The sequence below is a fragment of the Vibrio sp. WZ-1 genome (assembly GCF_052037695.1).
Lineage (GTDB): Bacteria > Pseudomonadota > Gammaproteobacteria > Enterobacterales > Vibrionaceae > Vibrio.
Genome location: NZ_JBQEQR010000061.1, coordinates 127,886 through 150,170 on the forward strand (window position 1 = coordinate 127,886; position 22,285 = coordinate 150,170).

Genomic DNA, 22,285 nt, shown 5'->3' on the forward strand with positions numbered 1-22,285 from the left:
TCAGGATTAACGTTATGACTATTAAGCAAAAGCTCTATTCACTGGGCATCATCGCTATTTTAGGTATCATTACCCTCTTAGGTACCTCGTCACATTTTGCTGAGCAAAGCAGAGAACTAAACCACGCCATTAAACTCGTTGGCGACTTGGAAATCAGACTCTTAAACTTACGTCGAAATGAAAAGGACTTTCTATTAAGAAGTAATGCCAAATATCTTGGCAAGTTTGATAAAAACGTTGAGCAGTTTGTCATTGTGGAAAATGAGCTCGCTCATATCTTACAATCTCATCAACTTCCTTCTAGCCAACAATTTAAACAAGACTTACTCACCTATCAGAAAGATTTTCAAATCTTAGTATCTGCTTTCAAGAAGCTTGGCCTCAACAACGAGCAAGGCTTATTGGCTTCCTATTCACATGCCCTTGAAAATGCAGAGAAATACGCAACCAGTGAGCAGCTTTTATCTCTTCTTAAGTTTGACCAACTGGTTCAATCTGGGGAGGTCGATGCATCATTAGTATCGAGCATCGATAATGCAGAGCTTCTTAGTTCCGCTCAAGCCGTTGCTAGTCAAAGACAACTGATTGGGGTTTCATACAACAAGGGCTTGCTTGGTGAAACTCGCTCAGCCTCTCACGCAGTTGAAGAGCAATTCAAGAATTTCTCTAGTGCTTTAACCAAGGCTTATTCAGAGCGTGAAGCTAAGATGACGCTAATAAAACAAGGCACAAGCGTTGTCATCTTAGCGATGATTGCGTTGATCATACTGCAAATTTCTCGCTCCATTAACTCTCGTGTTGCAACCTTACTTACTACCATCAAGTCTATCAGTGAAACTAACGACATGGGGATTCGTTCTACCTTAGAAGGGAAAGACGAGCTGGTATCAATCAGTCATCATCTTAATGATCTACTCGATAAGTTAGAACTTTTGATTAAAGGTACACAAGAAAAGTCAGGCGTTCTTTCATCCAGTACGGATAACATGCATCGCGAGCTTGAAGGCGTTATTGAACAGTTCCACAATCAAGCTGACCATACATCTTCAATGGCAACAGCTGTACAACAAATGGTCGCGACGATCGGTGAAATCTCTCAGAGTACATCCGTTGCTGTAGAGGGCGTTCACCAAGCTTCTAACAATGCAGAAAGTGGACGTGAAGTTGTGGAGTCAACTGTAACAAACGTTGGCCAGCTAACTGGAATCCTATCGAACAGCCAACAATCAATTGCATCTCTAAATAGTCATGTTGATAAAATTGGTGGCGCAGTAAATATCATTCAAGAAATTGCAGAACAAACTAACCTACTTGCTCTAAACGCTGCTATCGAGGCAGCCCGTGCTGGTGAACAAGGACGTGGGTTCGCTGTCGTAGCTGATGAAGTACGCGCCCTTGCAAGTCGTACACACCAATCGACTGAAGAAATCACAAGAGTGGTTTCTGATATTCAGTCTCAGATGTCGACAGTGGTTGCAGACATAGATCAATGTAATGACCAAGGGCAACAAACGCTGCATGCCTCAGAGCAACTGGACTCAAGCTTACAGCAAATCATCACCGACATGCATTCTATCCAAGCCAACTCAGAACGCATCGCTTCTGCTATTGAGGAGCAAGGAATTGTGATGAATCAAGTGAGTGAGTCAATCACTGAACTGAACGTTATCTCTGACAATAATATGCGTTCAGCCCAAGAGTGCTTACAAGAAGTAGATAGCGTTTCTGCACAAGCGCATGACATGGATGCCGCGGTAGCTGAGTTTAAAACTCGCAATGCTTAATTCAGCCTTTCCAATATTGAATTAATCTTAAGCAAAACAAAAAGCCCGAAGCACTCAAATGCTTCGGGCTTTTTTCTATCTGAGATAACTCAGCGCTTACTCATCATCTAAAGGAACAAGCTTGGTGTTACCTCCGTGGATTTTCTCACGCTGTCTCTGTACGAGAGCATAGAAGCCCGGAATCAAGAAAGTACCAGCTAACAGCACACATAGTAGGCCGCCAATCAGAGAGATACCCAACGAGTTCTGACTCACGTGACCAGCGCCTGCGGCGAAGATCAATGGGAAAATACCCAAGATGAACGACCATGACGTCATGTTCACTGCACGGAAACGAAGCTTACCACCCTGTACTGCTGCACTATTAATATCGACGTCTTTCTCTTCACGCTCCTGCTTAGCAAATTCCACAATTAGAATTGCGTTCTTCGCCGCGAGGGCTATGAGTAGGACGAGACCTATCTGTGCGTACAGGTTGAGTGGTGTTCCGGTTAAGTTCAATGCGAGGAAGGAACCCAACGTCGCTACTGGTACCACAAGAATAATCGCCAAAGGAATGCTCCAGCTCTCATACTGTGCAACCATAAATAGGTAAATAAAGATCAGTGCCAATGCAAACGCGTAGATTGCTTGGTTACCTGCCAGCACTTCTTGGTAAGCCATACCCGTCCATTCGTACGTGTAGCCTTGTGGTAGAACTTCAGCCGCAACACGTTCCATTGCTGCAATCGCGTCACCACTTGAGTAACCCGGCGCAGGCTGACCTTGGATAATCGCACTACGGTACATGTTGTAACGCCATGCAACATCTGGCTCAAACACTTGCTCGTAGCTGACTAGTGTGCTCAAAGGAACCATATCACCACTCGAAGAACGAACGTGGAAGCGCTCTAGATCTTCCATGCTGCTTCGGTGCTCGCTATCAGCTTGCATGGTTACACGGAAGTTCTTACCAAACATGGTGAAGTCATTCACGTATAGCGAGCCTAGGTTGCCTTGAAGTGTCTGGAAGATTGACGACAGTGGAACGCCCAACTGCTGCGCTTTCTCGCGATCGATGTCGACATAGTAGTGCGGTACGTTTGCACGGAAGGTACTGAAAGTGTACGCGATTTCTGGCGCTTGGTTAGCAGCCTGAATCATCTCACCCATTACCATCGACAAATCAGTACGACTACGACCAAGCGTATCTTCTAGCACGAACTCAAAGCCCGATGCTGCGCCCATACCCGGTACTGCCGGAGGCCCCATTGCAAAGACAACCGCTTGAGGCAGTTCCATCGCGGCACGGCCATTAATACGGTTAGCAATGGCATTTGCTGCATGCTCACCATCTAACGAGTTACGAGTATCCCAGTCATGCAACTTGATGAAAAGAGACGCACCGTTTGACGCCGCAGCACCAGTCATAAATGAATAGCCATTCGCAACCGTTACACCATCTACGCCCGGCTCTTGGCCGACCATCTTCATCAACTCATTGGTCACTTCTTCTGTGCGAGACAATGACGCTGAATCTGGAAGCTGGACGTTAACCAATAAGATACCTTTATCTTCTTGAGGTACGAATGCCGTAGATGTTGTCTTCGCGAAGAAAGTCACTGCCGCCACTGCCACAAAGAAGAAGGCAATCAGCAACATTGACTTCTTCACTAGGAAGCCTGCGATTTGGCCATAGCGTGTGGTTACACGTTCTAGACCACGGTTGAATGCTTGGAACCAGTTTGCTGTGTTACCACCACCTTGTTTCAGTACCAGAGAACACAGAGCTGGAGATAACGTCAGTGCGTTAATCGACGAGATCACAACCGAAATACAGATCGTAAGTGCGAACTGACGGTACATGATGCCGGTAATACCTGGAAGCATGGCAACTGGAAGGAATACCGCCAATAGAACCAAGGTCGAGGTAATGATTGGGCCCGTTACTTCTTTCATCGCCAGCAAAGTCGCTTTACGCGGTGAAATAGTTGGGTCGTTCGCCATCGTGGTATCGACGTTTTCAATAACAAGAATCGCATCATCTACTACGATACCGATAGCGAGGATCAAACCGAATAGGGTTACCGTGTTAATGGTAAAGCCCGTGGCCTGCATAATCGCAAATGTACCGATAAGCGATACTGGAATCGCAACAACAGGAATTAGGGTTGCTCGCGCGCTACCTAGGAACAGGTAAGTTACCGCAATAACCAGCAAGATGGCTTCAATTAGCGTCTTAACTACACCCTTAATCGACTCAGCAACGAACACGGTGGTATCGTAACTGGTTTCGTAAGCCATGCCCTCTGGGAAGTTAGTACTTAGACGCTCAAGTAAGTCCATTACTGCTTGGCCACTTTCTAATGCGTTCGCATCGGATTGAAGCGACAATGCAACGATCGAGGCATCTTGACCGCGGAACTTACCATTACCGTCGTAAAACTTCTTACCAAGTTCCACACGTGCAACGTCTTTCAAGTAGACAGTAGAGCCATCTTGGTTTGCACGCAGTACGACATTCTCAAATTCGTTCACACTTTCAAGACGACCTTTGGTCACCAAGTTGAACTGAACTTCTTGAGGGTTGTTGTACGGAGCCGCACCAATACGACCAGCTGCCACTTGAACGTTTTGCTCTGCCAACGCCGAGTAAACATCAGTAGTGGTCATGTTCAAGTTAGCCATTTTCTCAGGGTCTAACCAAACACGCATTGCGTATTCACCACCGCCGATTACGTTAACTTCACTGATACCTTTGACACGCGCTAACTGGTCCTTCACGTTCAGGTTGATGTAGTTGATCAAGAACTGATCATCGTACTTACCATCCGGAGAGTAAAAGTTCAGAACCATTAACAAGTCAGGAGAACGTTTTTTAACCGTCACACCGACCATGCGCACTTCTTGAGGCAACTTTGACTCAATCTGTGATACGCGGTTCTGGACGTTGACTTGCGCCATATCTGGATCGGTACCCACGTCAAAGGTAACGTTCAGGCTATATGAACCATCGTTAGCACTCTTTGAAGACATGTAAATCATGTTTTCAACGCCATTCACCGAGGTTTCTATGGGGTCTGCGATAGCCTGCTCCACTACCTCAGCACTTGCACCTGTGTAAAATGCCGTCACGCTCACCGATGGCGGACTGATTTTTGGATATTCAGCAACAGGTAAGATCGCTAGAGAGATGGCACCTGCCAACGTCAATATGATCGAAATAACCAGTGCGAATTTCGGTCTTTGAATAAAGAAACGACTTAGCATAGCGACTCCTACTGTTTGTTTTCAGCAGGTGATTGAATGCGAACTTCTACACCGTTACGTACACGTTGTAGGCCTTGAGTAATCACTGTATCGCTCTGTTTCAGGCCTTCACTGATAATGATGCCTTGCTCAACCTGCGGACCCAGCTTTACATTGCGGCGCTCTGCTACATTCCCTTCGGCCATCACCATAACAAAATCTCCCTCAAGGTCAGTTTGTACCGCACGACGAGGGATCACGATGACATCTTTCGCATTTTTATCACGTAGGTTTACTTTAATGTGCTGACCAGGAAGCAGTTTGTGTTCGGGATTAGGCACTATTGCACGCATTGCGATCGTGCCCGTTTGCGTATTGATTCGGTTGCCTAAGAAGTCCAATTGACCTAGATGCTCAAAAAACTCACCATTTTCCAGCTCAAGTTGAACTTCCACGCCACTTGAATCAGCACTACCGTCGCCTTTAATACGATCCATACCAAGTGATAAACGTTCACGCTCGCTGACACTGAATGAAGTATGCACAGGGTCTAAGCTCACTAATGTGGTCAATATGCCGGATGATGGCGAAAGTAGATCACCAGTACTCACCTTACTGTCACTGATTCGACCGCTAAAAGGAGCACGAATTTGCGTATAAGAAAGGTTAACCTCTGCAAGCTTGAGCTGAGCATTCGCCGCTTCCAGTTGAGCGCGAGCGCCTAACAACGTCGCAGTCAAAGCATCGAATTCAGATTGTGAAATACTGCCACGTGGGAGTAGGTTCTTACCTCGCTCGTGGTCAAGTTCTGCTTTCTTCAACGCAGCTTTGGCTTGGGCTAGTGCCGCTTTCGCACTCGCAACTTGCGCTTCAAAGGAAAAAGGCTCAATAGAGTATAACAACTGCCCCTTCTCAACCATTTGGCCTTCAGCAAAGTGACGAGCTTCTAAGTAACCTGAAACTTGTGCCGTGATATTCGTATCTTCTACAGCACCAATACGACCAATGTACGACTTGCTTGGTTGGTAGTCGATAATCGTGACATCCTGAGTCACAACTAGAGGAGCTTGTGCCCCTCGCTGGGCATTATTCGCTTCGCCGCATCCTGCGAGGATAGCTGTTGCCGCCATTAGTGCGACGAGTGGTTTCTTTTGCATGTATATACCGTCTCTATAGAACAGGATTCATTTGAAAATACCTTAACCTTACAGGTGACTTTGTCCGAAAACTTTAAGAAGAAAAATCTAAAGTGTTGCAAAGTGTAAGCGTATGAAACGACTCGCAATCAGAGTGATAATAGCCCTACAAATGTTACAACCGTGTGAGTGTTAATCTATTTTCAGCAACAACAGAGGAACTCAGACTATATGGTTAATTTTCCAGCATTTTTACTAAGCCTTTACTTAGCAAACCTTCGTATTAGCGTTTTGACTATTTTTTTTGAATGAATGCGTTATTATGCGAGTAATTCAACGCCTGCTACCTAAGAGGACAAGCATGATTTCTAAATGGGAGAAACGTTTTTACCAAATGGCTGAGTTAGTGGCATCTTGGAGTAAAGATCCATCTACGCAAGTTGGCGCGGTAATTACGAAGCAGAACCGCATTGTATCTGTTGGCTTTAATGGCTATCCACATGGTGTTTCTGACAGTGTGGATACAGATGAGAGAGAATTAAAATATCTGAAAACACTCCATGCGGAAGAAAATGCTATTTTATTCTCAAAACGTGATTTGGATGGTTGTGAGATTTGGGTAACGCACTTCCCTTGTCCAAACTGTGCCGCAAAGATCATTCAAACTGGTATTTCTCGCGTAAGCTGCCCTGAGCAATCGGAAGATTTCTTATCTCGCTGGGGCGACAAGATTCAAGTGAGCCAAGACATGTTCAACCAAGCAGGTGTAGAAGTGAACTGGCTGCCTATCAATGAAATCGAAGAAAAAAGCGTTCGTTAATCCGTTTTTGGAGTTGATAAATTTCTTAGTCAGGTTTGCTAGATTCCGCCAAACCAAATAAATAAGCCCAGACATAACGTCTGGGCTTTTGTTCATCTAACTCAGAACTAGCCGTGCTTCTTCGCTGTGAGTTCCGCTATTTTAACGATCACTTGCACCGATTTCTCCATCATTTCGACAGAGATAAACTCATGAATACCGTGGAAATTGTAACCGCCAGTAAAGATGTTCGGACAAGGTAGGCCCATAAACGACAAACGAGCACCATCAGTACCACCACGGATTGGTTTAATCAGAGGCTCTACATCACATTCTTCCATCGCTTGTTTCGCCAAGTCGATGATATGTGGGTATGGCTCAACCATTTCGCGCATGTTGTAGTAGCTGTCGGTTAGCTTCAGCTCAACTGAACCATGCTTCAGCTCGGCATTCATATCATCGACTAACTTCTGCATGAAGGCTTTACGATTTTCAAGACCTTCGCGGTCAAAGTCACGAATGATGTAGCCTAGCTCACTGCGAGCCACACCAAGTTCACCAGATTTTAGGTGGAAGAAACCTTCGTAGCCTTCTGTGGTTTCTGGCGTTTGATCTTCTGGCATTTGTACTTGGAATTTAGCCGCCAAGTTCATCGCGTTAACCAATTTGCCTTTCGCTGTGCCTGGGTGCACGCTTACGCCATGAAAAACAACATCCGCACTGGTTGCATTGAAGTTTTCGTATTCTAACTCACCTTGGGGACCACCATCGATGGTGTAAGCCCATTTAGCACCGAATTTCTCAACATCAAACAAGTCTGCACCACGACCGATTTCCTCGTCAGGCGTGAAGCCGATACAGATATCACCATGAGGAATTTCTGGGTTCTCAATCAACACAGCAACTGCAGACAGGATCTCAGCAATGCCAGCTTTGTTATCCGCGCCAAGCAGTGTTGTGCCATCTGTTGTTATTAGGTTGTGACCATGAAGCTCGTGCAAATCTGGGTACTGTACTGGAGAAAGCACTTCATCACCCAAACCAAGCGCGATATCACCACCTTGGTAATCTTCGATAAATTGAGGGTTCACGTTTTTACCAGAAGCATCTGGAGCGGTATCCATGTGCGCAATAAAACCGATAGCCGGCACTTCGTAATCGACGTTAGAAGGGAGCGTTGCCATTAGGTAACCGTTGTCACTGAGCGTCACATTGCTTAAGCCAAGCTCAACCATTTCTTTTTTAAGTTGCTGAGCAAAAATTAACTGTCCATTCGAACTTGGACACGCGGCTTCGTAGGGGTTGGATTGGGTATCGAACGTGACGTAGCGAAGAAATCTTTCAACTAAATGCTTCATAATTATTCTCATTGTTCTAGGCAAAGAATATCGCACTATTGACGTTAGGTTGTGTGCGAATTCTGTCCAACATAGTTAGATGAGCCATGTTACGCTCCTGCCACAATAAGAAATTGCTTTGAATCAGTTTTTCCTTAATTATCTTAGGTTAGTCTTGAAGTGAAAGAATCACCTATTTCATTCCATCAAGTCCTCAGCTAGTTCACGCCACTCCCTGATTTCTCGATAAAAATGTTGCCATTGTTTATCAGACATCGATTTAGCAATATCAAGAACAAACATATCCGTCTTTTCTATATTTCGCTCGATTTTCTGATCCATTCCATGACCATAATAGTTTTCCGGCTGAAATACTAAGCTCATGAATATTTGCTGATATCGTGACCTATCTTCTTGGCTTTGAAAAAGAGACTCTAGTTCATTGTATACAACGCCTCGATACTCTCGCCATTCTGCAGTGTTCAACTCTAGGTCTCGCGCCAAAAGCCTCACCCTCACACGCTGCTCTTTCGTTGGTTTTCCAATCCACTGCTCTAACCATTCGATTGCAGATTCGTAGATTACCTCTCTCACTTCTTGCTCTGATTTATTTAAATATTTTGCATCTTTTTTGCGATATCTCTGCTTAATATTCGTGAGAAATTCTTGCTGCTGACTTTCAGAGAGTAGCAAACTTAGAGAAAACATATCTGGGGCGGCTTTGTGAAGCAGTCGCATATAATGAGATCTCAAAGCGTCGCGATTACTCTCGATTTCTTGCTGAGATAGGCGGCTATTCCATGTCTCTAACTCTTTAAGCTGAGATATATACTGGGGCAACTCTTCACTTTTGTGCCACGCTGCTAAGCGGCTGATCCTATCCTCAAGTATTGCCTCCTGTTCTCTGTCTAGAGTTACATAGTCATCAATATAATCAATAACGAACCAATCTATATTGCTATAAAAGAACGTTTTAACACAACCAAATAACAGCGTAGACAAAACAGTGACAAATATAACGTGAGACCAAGTCTTTCTTCTCTTTAAGGCTCTGATAAACAATCCATGTTCTCTTTTTTGCATTTTAGGTCCTATACTTTTCCCAAAGTGGCAAATAGATGGCAATACGGCAAATTGACTTGCCACTTAATAATAATATAGCGTCATTTTTTAACGTTTCGTTCACGTTTATACGAACAAGTTAAAATATACGTACAAGATTCACTCTGAATACATTCAAAAACAATGCGCCTATCTGGCATATAATTTGCTTAAATTACATCAGATTAGTTTATGGAGGAGTACCATGGCTGCTGCTGAGCAACTGGATACCAGTGTTGAGTATGAGATTCGTTACTTCGAACAAGGAAAGATATATAGTATGAGGGTGGTAGCGGACAACAAAAAAGCTGCGCATGAATACTATTTGGATTGCGGGAAGCACAATAGCGACTTATATTCTATTCGCCCGGATGAGTAAGTGACATTAAAAAGCCAGCATAACGCTGGCTTTTTGATATTGATAAGCCCTATGGCACGCCATGTCCTTTTGAAGCGACCCAAACGCGGTACCACTGTTCACGCGTTAATTCGATATTGAGCGCATTGACTGCCGAGTGAACTCGTTCAATCTTACCAGAACCTATAATAGGCATAGGCTTCGAAGGTAATCGGCGTACCCACGCGTAAATTACTTCATCAATACTATTCGCACCGACTTCTTCACGAATAGCTTCTAACTCATTACGAACACGAACGGCTTGCTCTGTGTCCCCCGTAAAGATTGAACCACCACCTAAGCATGACCAAGCCATCGGGCGCACTCGTAAAGTTTGCATCTGGTCTAGTGTGCCGTCATGCGCAACTTCGAAGTTTAGAGGGTTGATTTCCACTTGATTAGTTACAAGTGGCTTACCCAAACGTGATTGCAAAAGTTCAAATTGACGAGGTGTAAAGTTAGAGACACCAAAGTGTTTCACCTTACCGACTTTATGTAACTCTGAAAATGCTTCGGCGACCTCATCCGCATCCATTAGAACGTCAGGGCGGTGAATCAAGAGCACATCAATTTCATCAACATTCAAACGCTCAAGCGAGTTATTTATTGATTGGTAGATGTGCGCTGCACTGGTGTCGTAATGGTTTATCTTACGCTCTGGCGTTTTCTCGCCACACAAGTTGATGTCGCATTTGGTCACGATCTGAATTTGCTCACGAACGCTTTTATCCAGTGCTAATGCTTCACCAAACAGCGCTTCACATTCATAGTTACCGTAGATGTCCGCATGATCGACCGTCGTAATACCTAACTCAATGTGTTGCTTTAGGAATGACAAACGTTCTTGCGCCGTCATACCCCAATCTACTGCACGCCAATATCCTTGAACCAGTTCAGAAAACTCTGGACCGTTTGGTGCAGTCACTACTTTTGCAACCATGGGTTTCTCTCCTTTTCTTAATCTGCTTCCATCCTAGTCTTGTTTTACCGTTCGCTCAACGGGTAAACTTTCGCAATTCGAACTGGAGTACGAAATATGTCTTTTGCCCAACGACTCGCCACCTTGATTGGTGAAGAAAGTGTCAGCGGTTTCGCTCGACGCGTCGATGTATCCGAAGCTTTAATCCGAAAATACCTTAAAGGAAGTGAACCAAGCCTAACCAAAGCTAACCAAATCGCGATGCGAGCAAACTGTTCACTAGAGTGGCTAGCGACTGGCTGTGGTTACTTATATCGCCAAGCAGAAGTCGTAGATATGGAGGCTTACAAACTCGCCTACCAACATGTGATGAATGGAATGATTTCTGAGGCAGAAGAAGCACAACACCGCAAATTGGTTGCGGGTTATCAGTATCTTCGCACGCATAAAAAGTCAGATGGTTTTTTGGATGAATCTGCAATGGCTACGTTTCTCGCTCTACACCACGAAAACAAAGCTGAAGTTTCTTCGGTTTAGAAACGAATAACCTTTAGCTCAATCATCTCGCCATCGCTGTTTAATGTAACTGTTAATCTTGGCTTTGGCGCATCAAAATCTTCAGCTAAAACCCAACTCATGCTGCGTGGCGCTTTCTGCGAATAACTGTTGATGAAGAGAACAAGCTCTTTGTCTACCGTGCGAGATAAATTGCCTTTCAAACTCTCTTCGACATCATATAGCTCGCCTTGAATTTCAACTCGCGTAAGTACCAGCCCATCTTTTCTTAAATTGAGAATCAATTCATTTAAATTCTGTGCCTGATAGTCAGTCAAAAAGGAAAAGCGAATTTCTTCTAATTTTAAAATCGACTCACCATAGAGACGTTGGTGGTAATAGTGAAAATCATCCAAACAGAGCGCCACATCTTGCTGGTGCACTTCACAGTCATACCAGATACCGCCATCCTCTATAGCTTGCTTAACTTTAGAAATTGGGGCATCAGATAGGATGGTATGCCACCACTGCTCTTGGGCGTATGCGGTTTTGGAAAGAGGACTAAAAGAGAGAAGTGTAAAAAGCAAAACACGTAGCATTATTGTTCTTGAGCGAGACTTGAAAGTCTTATAGTTAGTGTAAGAGAGTCAAGATGCAAGGATAAAGGTCGATTTTTACAACAAAAAAGCGGACCGCCTAACCCGCTTATTTTTGTATCAAGCCGTAAATTGGTAATCTATCACGTAAGAACCGCGACACAACTGCGGACATTACGGGCTTTGAATCATTCACACTTCGTTCAGTTTTTTAAGGCTGTTGCGACATAACATTAAAAAGGCGCACTTCTGCGTGCGCCTCTGCCTCGTGACTCAATCGTGAGTATGCGAGTTGGGAAGTCTACTGATGCATCCCGACCATTATACGAGGAATTTCTGTAGGGTTTGAATCCATCCAAATTGTGTGTAAAACCTCACATCCCTCCTTATTAAGCAGTCATGTTGCTTTACACTTAAAGCATGGTTCATTTTTCTCAGAAAACAAGTTTCTCAATGAATTAATGTCGAAATATATGGGACCAATAGCACAGTATTTGCCAATACTTTTATAAGAGACACTAGAACAGCTCAATAGTGGAAAGCTAAATTGCATCTTTACTGATTAGGTCTAGACTCTCGTCAGCGTATAATTTCTTTCGTTCCTTCAAATCATACTTTCAGGAGAATCTGTTAATGACCAAACGCGAGAGAATTGTGAAATCTGTGTTAGCGCACGTGCCTAAAGATGCGATTAACCAGTTTGTCTCTCGAGGGTCAACGCCAACCTCTTTTTCTGTCCTTTTTATGGCTGCAATTGTTGGTACGTTAGCAGGTCTTGTCGGCACTTACTTTGAGATTGCTGTTCACTTTGTCTCTGAAACCCGTACTGAATGGCTAAAAAGTGAGATCGGCAGTGTACTGCCTTTGTGGCTCGCGGCTATTCTGATCAGTGCTGCATTAGCATTCATTGGCTACTACCTAGTTCACCGTTTCGCACCAGAAGCATCGGGTTCAGGCATTCCTGAGATCGAAGGGGCGATGGATAACATTCGCCCAGTTCGTTGGTGGCGAGTTATTCCAGTGAAGTTCTTTGGCGGTATGGGTGCACTTGGCTCGGGTATGGTTTTGGGTCGTGAAGGTCCGACAGTACAAATGGGTGGTGCGGTTGGTCGCATGGTTACCGATATCTTCCGAGTTAAAGACGACGATACTCGCCACTCTCTACTCGCATCCGGTGCAGCTGGTGGTTTGGCTGCTGCGTTTAACGCACCGTTAGCAGGCATTATGTTCGTGGTTGAGGAGATGCGCCCTCAATTTCGCTACTCATTAATTTCCATTCGAGCGGTAATCATCTCGGCTATCATGGCAAACATTGTATTTCGCGCCATCAATGGCCAAGAAGCTGTTATCACCATGCCGCAATACCAATCGCCAGAATTACAATCACTATGGTTGTTCTTGCTACTAGGTTCTTTATTCGGTGTATTTGGCGTGCTCTTCAATAAGCTAATCACCATCGCCCAAGATAGCTTTGTCGCGTTACATAAAAACGACCGTAAACGCTACTTAATCACAGGGACAATTTTGGGTGGTGTATTTGGCTTGCTTCTTCTTTACGTACCTCAGTTAACCGGTGGTGGTATTGGACTTATTCCAGACATTACCAACGGTAACTACTCTGTTTCAATTCTCGTCATGCTGTTTGTTGGTCGTGTGATCACCACCCTACTTTGTTTCGGCTCTGGTGCCCCAGGTGGTATCTTCGCACCAATGCTAGCTCTGGGTACATTATTTGGTTATGCATTTGGAGCAAGCGCAGATATGCTGTTGCCGTCATTGACTATCGAACCGGGTGTTTTTGCGATAGCAGGTATGGGCGCTCTATTTGCTGCAACGGTGCGGGCTCCAATCACTGGTATCTTGCTCGTTATTGAGATGACCAATAACTACTACCTTATCCTGCCACTCATTATCACCAGCTTAGGAGCAGTAATTGTAGCTCAGTTACTTGGTGGGCAACCGATTTACAGCCAGTTGCTACATCGTACGCTTAAAAATGACAAGCTACGTCAGCAAGATCTACCTGAAAACCAAGCTTAAGTTAATATCGGCTCCAAATTATCTTTCATCTTGAAGATATGTTTGGAGCCAGTAATTCTGTAGTTTTGCAACTTTCTACATAAATCTCCTACCAAACTCACAAAATTCCCACTCTCCGAAATTTACCTATCATTATTAAGGGCAACAACACGTTAAACTTGTTAGTATTCGCGCCTCAAATTAGAGTAATTCACCCATTTCTGGAGTCATTTTGAACTGGAAAAGACTTGTGCAGTTTTATAGTGTGCCACCATCGCAAGCGGCATTGGCACTAGGCATGATTGGGCTTGGACAAGCTTGGGCTTTATACATTCCAGAGATTGGCGAACCGATAAGACCATTTCTTGCCGCCCTTGGTGCGCTACTTCTTACTCCAGTACTACTTAAATACGCAACCAGTCCTCGTTTGTTTTTGGCGGACATCAAACACCCACTGAGCGGTAGCTTAATGGCTCCAATGAGCATGGCTTTACTCATGCTGTGTGACTATCTTGCGGTGGTTACACCAATCATCGCATACCCGTTGTGGTTTATCGCGGTGTTACTGCACTTCACTATGATGGTGTTGTTCTTTGGGTTTCAGATCATGAACTTCAAGATGTCGAACATCGTGCCAAGCTGGTTTTTGTACCCTGTGGGTTTAATCAGCTCTTCTCTTGCAGGATCTCAATTTGGACACAACGTATTTTCAGAAACCTTAGCGATGATGTGCATCGGCATTTACTTCTTCATGCTGCCATTAGTGTTATATCGCTTAGTATTCTTCGGCTCCCTGCCGCGTCGCGCTCGCCCAACATTGGCGATCATGGCGGCTCCTGTGAACCTTTCTCTGGCAGCTTACCTAGTCAACTTTGCGCAACCCGACCCGATTCTAACCGGCGCACTGGCGGGTATTGCGATTACCATGACCTTATTAATTTACCTGTGTTACTTCCGGTTAATGCGCTTAAAGTTCCAGCCGTCTATTGCTGCAGTCACCTTCCCTTCTGTGATCAGTGCGATTGCAATGCATCGTCTCACAACCTTCTTTGCTGAATCTCATCCAAACTGGCATTGGTTACATGACTTTGGCTTTCTCGAATTGAGCATTGCGACTGTACTAGTCGTTTGGGTATCTGCTGGCTACTTTAAGATGTATTGGCCAGAACTTATCAGAACGCCTTCAAAACAGCCGTAAAAAAGGATGGCGTTTGCCATCCTCTAGAAAGGTGTTTGGTTACTTAGCGTAAACCGTGGAGAAACTCAGCACGTGTCGCGGGATTGCTTTTGAAAATACCACCCAATGCTGTCGTTGTTGTTTCACTAGTTGCATCCATCACACCGCGAGATTTCACGCAGTAGTGGGTTGCGTCAATCGTCACCGCTACATCATCGGATTCAAGCAGCGTTTGAAGTGCGACAAGAATTTGCTGAGTCATACGCTCTTGAACTTGTGGACGCTGGGCAAAGAAGCGAACGATACGGTTGATCTTAGATAGACCAATGATTTTGCCACGTGGGATGTAAGCAACCGCTGCTTTGCCATCGATCGTAACAAGGTGGTGTTCACAAGTACTGGTCACTGTGATGTCTTTCACACGAACCATCTCACTCACATTCATCTTATTTTCAATCACAGTGATTTTCGGGAAATTGGAGTAATCCAAACCAGAGAAGATTTCATCCACGTACATCTTAGCGATACGGTGCGGAGTTTCCTCTAGACTATCGTCAGTAAGGTCAAGTTGAAGCAGACCTAAGATCTCACGCATATGGTGCTCGATCTTCTCTTTCTTCTCTTCACGGCTTACGTTGTTTGGGCGCATTGGCGTTTCCAAACCACGTTGCTCTAGCGCTTCTTTTACTAACTTCGCTGACTCGCTAAGACCTGACATTCCACTTCCTCTTTTGTTACTTCAGCCGATTGCACAAATCCAACCAAAATTGCATTCATACTTTTCGCTTTGAGCTGCTCAGTTTGTGTCTTTACACCAAGTCACATCAAATGTAGGTACTGAGCTGATTTTCTTGAGCTCCGCAGGTTTTTTACCCCTTTCGGATGGCTGACAAGGATACTCGGATTTTTGAATAATTACACCCATATTTTATAGGTGGACATTCTTAGGGTCTGTTGATCTTTCGAGTTGATTTTTGCAGCGAATTGTTGGGCATTTATGCTAGGCAGAGACTTTGATGTGTAGTTACCCTACATGAGAAGTCGATAACGAAGTAGAAATGACCAACAAACGCTGCCCAAAGGGTTCGTCTAAAATCGTTTTATGCTTTGTTAAGGAGTATTTACTTAGAATGACTAGGCTACACACTCCTTGCCTCGCCTAAAACGATTTTATCTCGAACAAAATTTAACTATGAAAGATTAACAGACCCTACTCAGTCCCCTTTTTATGGTAAAGTTGCCACAAAACAAAAGAACACAGGATTTTCTCAATGGGCTGCTGCGACGCACCTGGCTTGATGCCAATTGAAGAAGCGATGGACAAAATGCTATCGCGAATCAAACCTATCCAAACTACGCTTTCTCTTCCACTTGCTGAAGCACTCGGTTTTGTACTGGCAGAAGACATCCTGTCTCCTATTCACGTACCGCCATTCGATAACTCAGCAATGGATGGCTACGCTATTCGCATTCAAGATCTTGAGTCATCTTCTGTTTTGCCTCTGGCAGGTAAATCATTTGCAGGACAACCTTTTGAAGGTGAATGGCCTCAAAGTACCTGTGTTCGCATCATGACTGGCGCAAAAATCCCTGAGGGTTGTGATGCCGTTATCATGCAAGAAAACACAGAAGTGACGGATGCTGGCATTCAGTTCAACCAAACTGACGTGAAGCCACAAAACAACATCCGCCCAACAGGTGACGACATCAAGCAAGGCGACATCGTACTGGCAAAAGGTGCGCGTTTAACACCTCGCGATATTCCGATGATTGCGTCTCTTGGCGTTAGCCATGTGACTGTAGTACGTAAACCCAAAGTTGCTTTCTTCTCTACAGGTGATGAACTTAAACCATTGGGCGAACCGCTAGAAGAAGGTCAAATCTACGACAGCAACCGTTACGGCATTAAACCGCTTATCGAGAACTTCGGTTGTGAGGCGATTGATCTTGGCATCATTCCAGATTGCCCAGAGACTCTGAAAGCGACCTTTGAACAAGCGCAAACGTTGGCTGATGTCGTTGTTACCTCTGGCGGCGTCAGCGTCGGCGAAGCGGATTACACCAAAGACATTCTTGAAGAGCTTGGTGAAATTGGCTTCTGGAAACTCGCAATCAAGCCGGGTAAACCTTTCGCATTTGGTAAGCTAAGTACTGCTTGGTTCTGCGGGCTGCCGGGTAACCCGGTTTCTGCCGTGCTAACCATGTACGTGCTTGTTCAACCAATGCTGGCAAAACTTGCAGGCCATACAGAATGGAAAGCACCTGAGTCTATTCCAGCAACAACCAAAACCGCTTTTAAGAAAGCGCCAGGTCGTACCGATTACCAACGTGGTATCTACACATTAGAAGATGGCAAGTTTGTGGTCGAAACAACCGGAAACCAAAGCTCTGGCGCATTCCGCTCAATGAGCCTAGCGAACTGTTTTGTTGTATTGGAACGCGAACGCGGCCGAGTTGAAGTGGGCGAAACGGTTCAGATTCAACTATTCAACTCAACCCTTTACTAGGAAGTCGTTGTGGATATTCTTTCCGATCAGGAAATGCTGCGTTACAACCGCCAAATCATTCTTCGTCAGTTTGACTTTGATGGGCAAGAAGCACTCAAACAAGCATCGGTATTGATGCTTGGAGCTGGCGGTTTAGGCTGCGCATCAAGCCAATATTTGGCGACTGCTGGTGTCGGTAAAATCACACTGATTGATGATGATATCGTCGAGTTGTCTAACCTTCAGCGCCAAGTGCTGCACCACGATGCGGATATTGGTCGTAAGAAGATAGACTCAGCGGCAGATGCACTACGCGAACTTAACCCGCACATCATTGTACATACCATCGCAAAGCGTCTTGATGATGCAGAGCTCAAAGCGCTCATCGAACTGCACACTATCGTTGTCGATGCATCAGATAATGTAGACACACGTAATCAACTTAACCGCTTGTGTTTTGAGACCAAAACACCGCTAATTTCAGGTGCGGCCATTCGTATGGAAGGCCAAGTGAGTGTGTTTACTTACGATGACCCAGCACAACCATGCTACCAGTGCTTAAGCGCTCTATTTGGCAACGGCGCGCTCAGCTGTGTTGAAGCCGGAGTAATGGCACCTGTTGTCGGTATTGTCGGTGCAGTCCAAGCGATGGAAGCGATTAAAGTGATTGCTAACTACGGGGAACCAAAGAAAGGTAAAATTCTTATTCTTGATGCGCTCAGCATGTCTTGGCGAGAAATGAATCTGATGAAAATGCCAACCTGCCCGGTTTGTGGTTAGTGCTATAACCAATCATTCCTAAAAAGCCCAGCCGCGTGTTGGGCTTTTTCTCATTTTGATAATCATAATTCAAAACATCACATTCAAAGCCCCCACTTTCCGCAAAAACAATCAGTTAGACCTGGCACATTCCTTTCATTGCATATATTACGAACCAATGAGAGGGTAAATCATGAAAAGGACATCACTGTTACTTGGGACTCTAATGGCAAGTGCTTACGCTCAAGCAGCACCATTCGATACTTGTCCAAGCAAAGCGTATCTATTCCAATCAACCCCGGTTCAAATCTATGGCGTCAATTTGGTTACTGGCTCAACGACTCTTTTAGAGGACGACACGGGTTTGGCTTCAGGTATTAACGCCGTAGGTTTTGATTTCAGTGACCGTTATATTTACGGCTACGACACAACAAATAAGAAAATTGTTCGGCTAGGTAAAGACTTTCAAGCCGAGACCCTGAGCGTGTCAGGTTTACCTACTGACCATACCTTCTTCGTAGGTGACGTCCACAATCACGTCTACTACTTGTATCGCAAAGGGAAAGGCTTGTTTTCTATCGACCTATCTCCACTAGACTCGGATCCCTACGCGACATTAAGCATCGTAAGAATTACCTCAACTGCTAGCATTAGCCTGACGGACTTTGCTTTCCATCCAGGCGATGGCTCGCTTTACGGTATCGATAATAATTCAGGTGTCCTTTACCAATTCAACCCTAGTAATGGTAGTGCAACCGCCATTGGTGATACTGGTGAAACCGGTACATTTGGCGCTGGCTACTTCGATGTCAACGGTAACTATTACGTATCACGTAACCAAGACGGTAAGATCTACCGTATCAACTTATCTTCAGACAACGCAGCCAACATCGCTGCGGGAAATGTCCCCGCTGTTGAGTTTGTCTCTAACGGTCCAAGCTCAAGCCAAAACGATGGTGCACGTTGTGCTAATGCCCCAGTTATTGATGAAGACGATCCAATTGATTTTGGCGATGCTCCAGATAGTTACAATACAACACTCGCATCTAACGGCCCTCGCCACGAAGTAGACGGCATAACTTGGTTGGGCCCTTTAGCGCCAGACGGCGACGCTGATGGTCAGGTTGCCCCATCAGGCGATAACAAGGTCGGGATTGCAGATGAAGATGGTGTGGGTTTTGTTTTCGCTCTTGATCCAGGTGTCGGATCTGTTGTGACAGTGAACGCGTCAACTTCCGGTTATTTGAACGCTTGGTTCGATTGGAATCGTGATGGTGATTTTGATGATGAAAACGAGCATGTATTCACTGACCAGCTTCTAGCACCCGGCAACAATGTCTTGCCATTTACTGTATCCATGACCGCCACTGCTGGTAACAGTTGGAGCCGTTTCCGCTTTAGTCAACAAACTGGGCTCAACTACGATGGAGGTTCTACATCTGGCGAGGTAGAAGATCATCCCATTACGATTACCAATAACGGTTACTCAATCCAGCACTTTCCTAGTGCAAGTGGCTACGCGACCGTTGCTTATGAAGATAACTGGCCCTATACCGCCGACTACGATATGAACGATCTTGTGATGAGGTTTAATGTCAAGGAGACCAGTTTAAGCGGTGAGGTAAAAAACATTAAAATCGTTGGGGATCTGGCTGCATATGGAGCGAGCTATAGCAACGGCTTTGCATTTCGCCTACCAGGGATATCGAGAAGTGATATTAATTCGGCCATCACCACTTTATCGTACAACGACATTGTGCAAACCAGTAACGGACTAGAGAATGACGCTAGTGATGCGATTTTTATTATTCATGAAAACCTAAGTGAATATGCTTCATCGAGCTGTAAGTTCTTCCGAACTCAAGAAGGATGTAACGATAGCACAACATTCTCGTTCACTTTAGATATCTACCTACATGACAGCGTGGATACAAGCAGCCTACAGGCTATGCCATATGATCCGTTTATATTCGCGACTCCAAACACCTATCACGGTGAGGGAATTACTTTTCAGCCGGGACGTAAGTGGGAAGTACACCTAGCAGATCAAAGCCCTACAGAGAAGTTTGATGGCGCCAACTTGTTCGGCGTTGGCGTAGATGCCAGTAACCCTTCAACAGGCACCTACTTCAAAACAGCAAACAACCTTCCCTGGGCACTGCTCATTGTCGAAAACTGGCAATGGCCTCTAGAAACCGTCGATCTCGTTGAAGCTTACCCCTCATTTGCAGGTTATGCAGAATCAGGTGGTAGTCAATCAACAAGTTGGCATCAATCGCCTCTAGCCGATAAGTGTTATACGCCATAGGAGACCGTGATATGAAACACTATTTTACTCTAATCACCATGCTATTACTTTCTGCATGCGGCGGCGGTGATAGTGGCGGTAGTTCTACACCACCACCTGCACCGACTCCTGTTACAGCCCCAACAATGCAAGCGCTTGAGGTACCGGACGGGTTTGATTATAACCCTGTGGTTAACGGGACGTTAAGCGTAGATATAAGCAACTACTCAACTAATAGAGCGCACTTGACTGTCTATACAAATTTTGAGAGTGACGGCACTGACCGCTATATAGCAGACTACAACAGTGTTATAGCATCCGTTTCACTCGAGCAAGGCACCGCCAACCTTCGATATTCAACATCAGATAGCCAAGGGCCGTTATTAGTAGAAATTTGGTTGCTCGATCAGACTCAACCACTGCAAAAAGTCATTATTAACGAAGACACCAACTGGGTGCTTTAAATTGCTCAAATGGTGATCTAAAGCGCATTATCACTTTGATAGTGCGCTTTTTTTGTTGTAAAACAAAGAGGTGATGTAAAAAGCAAGGGCATAAATGGATAACGCAAAAATATACATTTATTCGTTTCTGGCGTTAACCTTCGCATTGCTAGTGATTTTGCTATTTAGCGAAACTGAAAACCAGCAAAAGGCAGTGGCGATGAAGGTAGTGAGTAACACATTAACGCAATCTCTGGACGGCCATAGGCGATACTTAGTGGTATATTCCGAGCAATATGGTCAGCAAAGAATATCAGTACCACCATCTTCAGATTGCCCGGTAGGGACAAACGCCTCTTTCGAGGTAACGTCTAGGTTGTTTTCTGCTACGCATTTCAAGTTTCTAAGCTGCCGATACGAATAGTTACGAATACATTCATATAATCTCACTGCCCCTTTAAAAAGATAGGTTTACAAAATGAGTAATCTGATTTCAGCAATCCAACTTAAAGAGTTAATAGAAACCAGATCGGTAAAAATCCTAGATGCTAGCATCACTTTCCAGATACCTTCAGAAGCACCAAAAATAACTGAACAATGGATAGCAGGATCGATACGATTTGATTACGACCATGACTTTTGTGCACTCAATTCAGACCTACCTCATATGATGCCCAGCGCAACGCTATTTCAACAAAAAGCTCGAGCGCTAGGACTAAATAACAGCGATTGTATCGTTGTTTATGACAACTCCGGAACACTCGCATCACCTCGAGCATGGTGGATGTTGTCCGCGATGGGGGCAACAAATGTATTAGTGTTAAATGGAGGATTACCTGCTTGGATTGAAGCAGGATTTGAAACAGTTAAGCAACTTAATGAACCGCAAGGCGGTGGCAGTTTTCTGGCCAAAAACAACGCATCTGCATTTATCTCCGCGGCAGAAGTACTCAAATTTTCAACAGAGCAATCTGCCAATATTCTAGACGCGCGATCCCAAGCTCGTTTTTATGGGGAAGTGCCTGAACCAAGAGAAGGTTTACGCAGTGGTCACATACCACATTCAATAAATTTGCCGTTTGGTCGCCTTCTCAATAATGGAGCTTTTAAACCGCTTGAAGAGCTGAGAGAAACATTTGTAGAGCTAGATTTAGATACTAGCAAGCCATTGGTGTTCAGTTGTGGTTCTGGCGTAACGGCATGCATTCTATTGCTTGCAGCTCATGAAATAGGGCTTGGTAGACTCTCCATATATGATGGCTCTTGGACAGAATGGGGCGCAGATACCTCTCTGCCAATAAAATGCGAATAAAATAAATAAG

Annotated in this window: 18 protein-coding genes; 11 read left to right on the forward strand and 7 right to left on the reverse strand. The window is 44.8% G+C overall.

The genetic code is table 11. From position 1 onward, the window contains the following. Positions 1-14 precede the first annotated feature (14 nt). The gene (locus tag ACTS60_RS06560; protein WP_440887581.1) at positions 15-1,784 is read left to right on the forward strand and encodes a methyl-accepting chemotaxis protein; all 1,770 of its coding nucleotides are present in this window, start codon (positions 15-17) and stop codon (positions 1,782-1,784) included. A 96-nt stretch (positions 1,785-1,880) separates the two neighbouring features. Here ACTS60_RS06560 and vmeZ read toward each other — a convergent pair whose 3' ends face one another. After that, positions 1,881-5,033 carry a multidrug efflux RND transporter permease subunit VmeZ gene (gene vmeZ / locus ACTS60_RS06565; protein ID WP_440887582.1) on the reverse strand — a complete coding sequence of 1,051 codons (3,153 nt, stop codon included), beginning with the start codon at positions 5,031-5,033 and terminating at the stop codon, positions 1,881-1,883. A gap of 8 nt (positions 5,034-5,041) precedes the next feature. Next, entirely contained in the window at positions 5,042-6,169 is a 1,128-nt protein-coding gene (vmeY, locus tag ACTS60_RS06570) for a multidrug efflux RND transporter periplasmic adaptor subunit VmeY (protein ID WP_440887583.1), read from the reverse strand. 340 nt (positions 6,170-6,509) lie between these two features. Here vmeY and ACTS60_RS06575 point away from each other — a divergent pair, with 340 nt between their 5' ends. Further along, on the forward strand, positions 6,510-6,968 hold the full coding sequence (locus ACTS60_RS06575; protein ID WP_010452507.1) for a dCMP deaminase family protein: 459 nt from the start codon (positions 6,510-6,512) through the stop codon (positions 6,966-6,968). 107 nt (positions 6,969-7,075) lie between these two features. On the opposite strand, the gene pepT is transcribed toward ACTS60_RS06575, so the two are convergent. Further along, a complete protein-coding gene (gene pepT, locus ACTS60_RS06580; RefSeq protein ID WP_440887584.1) occupies positions 7,076-8,305 on the reverse strand; it encodes a peptidase T in 1,230 nt (409 codons plus the stop codon). A gap of 177 nt (positions 8,306-8,482) precedes the next feature. Then, positions 8,483-9,367, reverse strand: a complete 885-nt coding sequence (locus ACTS60_RS06585) for a DUF6279 family lipoprotein (RefSeq protein WP_440887585.1) — start codon at positions 9,365-9,367, stop codon at positions 8,483-8,485. Between the two features lie 223 nt (positions 9,368-9,590). Here ACTS60_RS06585 and ACTS60_RS06590 point away from each other — a divergent pair, with 223 nt between their 5' ends. Beyond that, positions 9,591-9,764 (forward strand): RNA helicase, encoded by a 174-nt coding sequence (locus ACTS60_RS06590; protein ID WP_440887586.1) that lies wholly within the window; start codon positions 9,591-9,593, stop codon positions 9,762-9,764. 49 nt (positions 9,765-9,813) lie between these two features. On the opposite strand, the gene ACTS60_RS06595 is transcribed toward ACTS60_RS06590, so the two are convergent. Beyond that, positions 9,814-10,722 (reverse strand): aldo/keto reductase, encoded by a 909-nt coding sequence (locus tag ACTS60_RS06595; RefSeq protein WP_440887587.1) that lies wholly within the window; start codon positions 10,720-10,722, stop codon positions 9,814-9,816. A 96-nt stretch (positions 10,723-10,818) separates the two neighbouring features. Here ACTS60_RS06595 and ACTS60_RS06600 point away from each other — a divergent pair, with 96 nt between their 5' ends. Next, entirely contained in the window at positions 10,819-11,238 is a 420-nt protein-coding gene (locus ACTS60_RS06600; RefSeq protein WP_440887588.1) for a helix-turn-helix domain-containing protein, read from the forward strand. Here ACTS60_RS06600 and ACTS60_RS06605 read toward each other — a convergent pair. Further along, the gene (locus tag ACTS60_RS06605; RefSeq protein ID WP_440887589.1) at positions 11,235-11,795 is read right to left on the reverse strand and encodes a hypothetical protein; all 561 of its coding nucleotides are present in this window, start codon (positions 11,793-11,795) and stop codon (positions 11,235-11,237) included. The genes ACTS60_RS06600 and ACTS60_RS06605 overlap by 4 nt on opposite strands. Positions 11,796-12,425: 630 nt before the next feature. On the opposite strand from ACTS60_RS06605, the gene clcA reads away from it, so the two are divergent. After that, positions 12,426-13,832, forward strand: coding sequence for a H(+)/Cl(-) exchange transporter ClcA (gene clcA / locus ACTS60_RS06610; RefSeq protein WP_440887590.1), 1,407 nt, complete (start codon positions 12,426-12,428; stop codon positions 13,830-13,832). 229 nt (positions 13,833-14,061) lie between these two features. Then, positions 14,062-15,009, forward strand: coding sequence for a TDT family transporter (locus tag ACTS60_RS06615; RefSeq protein ID WP_440887591.1), 948 nt, complete (start codon positions 14,062-14,064; stop codon positions 15,007-15,009). 43 nt (positions 15,010-15,052) lie between these two features. On the opposite strand, the gene folE is transcribed toward ACTS60_RS06615, so the two are convergent. Beyond that, positions 15,053-15,706 carry a GTP cyclohydrolase I FolE gene (gene folE / locus ACTS60_RS06620; protein ID WP_005373478.1) on the reverse strand — a complete coding sequence of 218 codons (654 nt, stop codon included), beginning with the start codon at positions 15,704-15,706 and terminating at the stop codon, positions 15,053-15,055. Between the two features lie 553 nt (positions 15,707-16,259). Here folE and moeA point away from each other — a divergent pair. From moeA to ACTS60_RS06645, 5 genes are all read left to right on the forward strand, one after another. Continuing rightward, a complete protein-coding gene (gene moeA, locus ACTS60_RS06625) occupies positions 16,260-17,495 on the forward strand; it encodes a molybdopterin molybdotransferase MoeA (protein WP_440887592.1) in 1,236 nt (411 codons plus the stop codon). A gap of 9 nt (positions 17,496-17,504) precedes the next feature. Next, entirely contained in the window at positions 17,505-18,254 is a 750-nt protein-coding gene (gene moeB, locus ACTS60_RS06630) for a molybdopterin-synthase adenylyltransferase MoeB (protein ID WP_440887593.1), read from the forward strand. 172 nt (positions 18,255-18,426) lie between these two features. Further along, positions 18,427-20,541 (forward strand): LruC domain-containing protein, encoded by a 2,115-nt coding sequence (locus ACTS60_RS06635; protein ID WP_440887594.1) that lies wholly within the window; start codon positions 18,427-18,429, stop codon positions 20,539-20,541. 11 nt (positions 20,542-20,552) lie between these two features. Further along, entirely contained in the window at positions 20,553-20,984 is a 432-nt protein-coding gene (locus tag ACTS60_RS06640; protein WP_440887595.1) for a hypothetical protein, read from the forward strand. A 457-nt stretch (positions 20,985-21,441) separates the two neighbouring features. After that, positions 21,442-22,275, forward strand: coding sequence for a sulfurtransferase (locus ACTS60_RS06645; protein ID WP_440887596.1), 834 nt, complete (start codon positions 21,442-21,444; stop codon positions 22,273-22,275). The last annotated feature ends 10 nt before the right edge of the window (positions 22,276-22,285 follow it).

Excerpts from the sequence above, each read along its gene's own strand:
- ACTS60_RS06560 (WP_440887581.1), top strand. The coding sequence starts at position 15 with ATGACTATTAAGCAAAAGCTCTATTCACTGGGCATCATCGCTATTTTA.
- vmeZ (WP_440887582.1), bottom strand. The coding sequence starts at position 5,033 with ATGCTAAGTCGTTTCTTTATTCAAAGACCGAAATTCGCACTGGTTATT.
- vmeY (WP_440887583.1), bottom strand. The coding sequence starts at position 6,169 with ATGCAAAAGAAACCACTCGTCGCACTAATGGCGGCAACAGCTATCCTC.
- ACTS60_RS06575 (WP_010452507.1), top strand. The coding sequence starts at position 6,510 with ATGATTTCTAAATGGGAGAAACGTTTTTACCAAATGGCTGAGTTAGTG.
- pepT (WP_440887584.1), bottom strand. The coding sequence starts at position 8,305 with ATGAAGCATTTAGTTGAAAGATTTCTTCGCTACGTCACGTTCGATACC.
- ACTS60_RS06585 (WP_440887585.1), bottom strand. The coding sequence starts at position 9,367 with ATGCAAAAAAGAGAACATGGATTGTTTATCAGAGCCTTAAAGAGAAGA.
- ACTS60_RS06590 (WP_440887586.1), top strand. The coding sequence starts at position 9,591 with ATGGCTGCTGCTGAGCAACTGGATACCAGTGTTGAGTATGAGATTCGT.
- ACTS60_RS06595 (WP_440887587.1), bottom strand. The coding sequence starts at position 10,722 with ATGGTTGCAAAAGTAGTGACTGCACCAAACGGTCCAGAGTTTTCTGAA.
- ACTS60_RS06600 (WP_440887588.1), top strand. The coding sequence starts at position 10,819 with ATGTCTTTTGCCCAACGACTCGCCACCTTGATTGGTGAAGAAAGTGTC.
- ACTS60_RS06605 (WP_440887589.1), bottom strand. The coding sequence starts at position 11,795 with ATGCTACGTGTTTTGCTTTTTACACTTCTCTCTTTTAGTCCTCTTTCC.
- clcA (WP_440887590.1), top strand. The coding sequence starts at position 12,426 with ATGACCAAACGCGAGAGAATTGTGAAATCTGTGTTAGCGCACGTGCCT.
- folE (WP_005373478.1), bottom strand. The coding sequence starts at position 15,706 with ATGTCAGGTCTTAGCGAGTCAGCGAAGTTAGTAAAAGAAGCGCTAGAG.
- moeA (WP_440887592.1), top strand. The coding sequence starts at position 16,260 with ATGGGCTGCTGCGACGCACCTGGCTTGATGCCAATTGAAGAAGCGATG.
- ACTS60_RS06635 (WP_440887594.1), top strand. The coding sequence starts at position 18,427 with ATGAAAAGGACATCACTGTTACTTGGGACTCTAATGGCAAGTGCTTAC.
- ACTS60_RS06640 (WP_440887595.1), top strand. The coding sequence starts at position 20,553 with ATGAAACACTATTTTACTCTAATCACCATGCTATTACTTTCTGCATGC.
- ACTS60_RS06645 (WP_440887596.1), top strand. The coding sequence starts at position 21,442 with ATGAGTAATCTGATTTCAGCAATCCAACTTAAAGAGTTAATAGAAACC.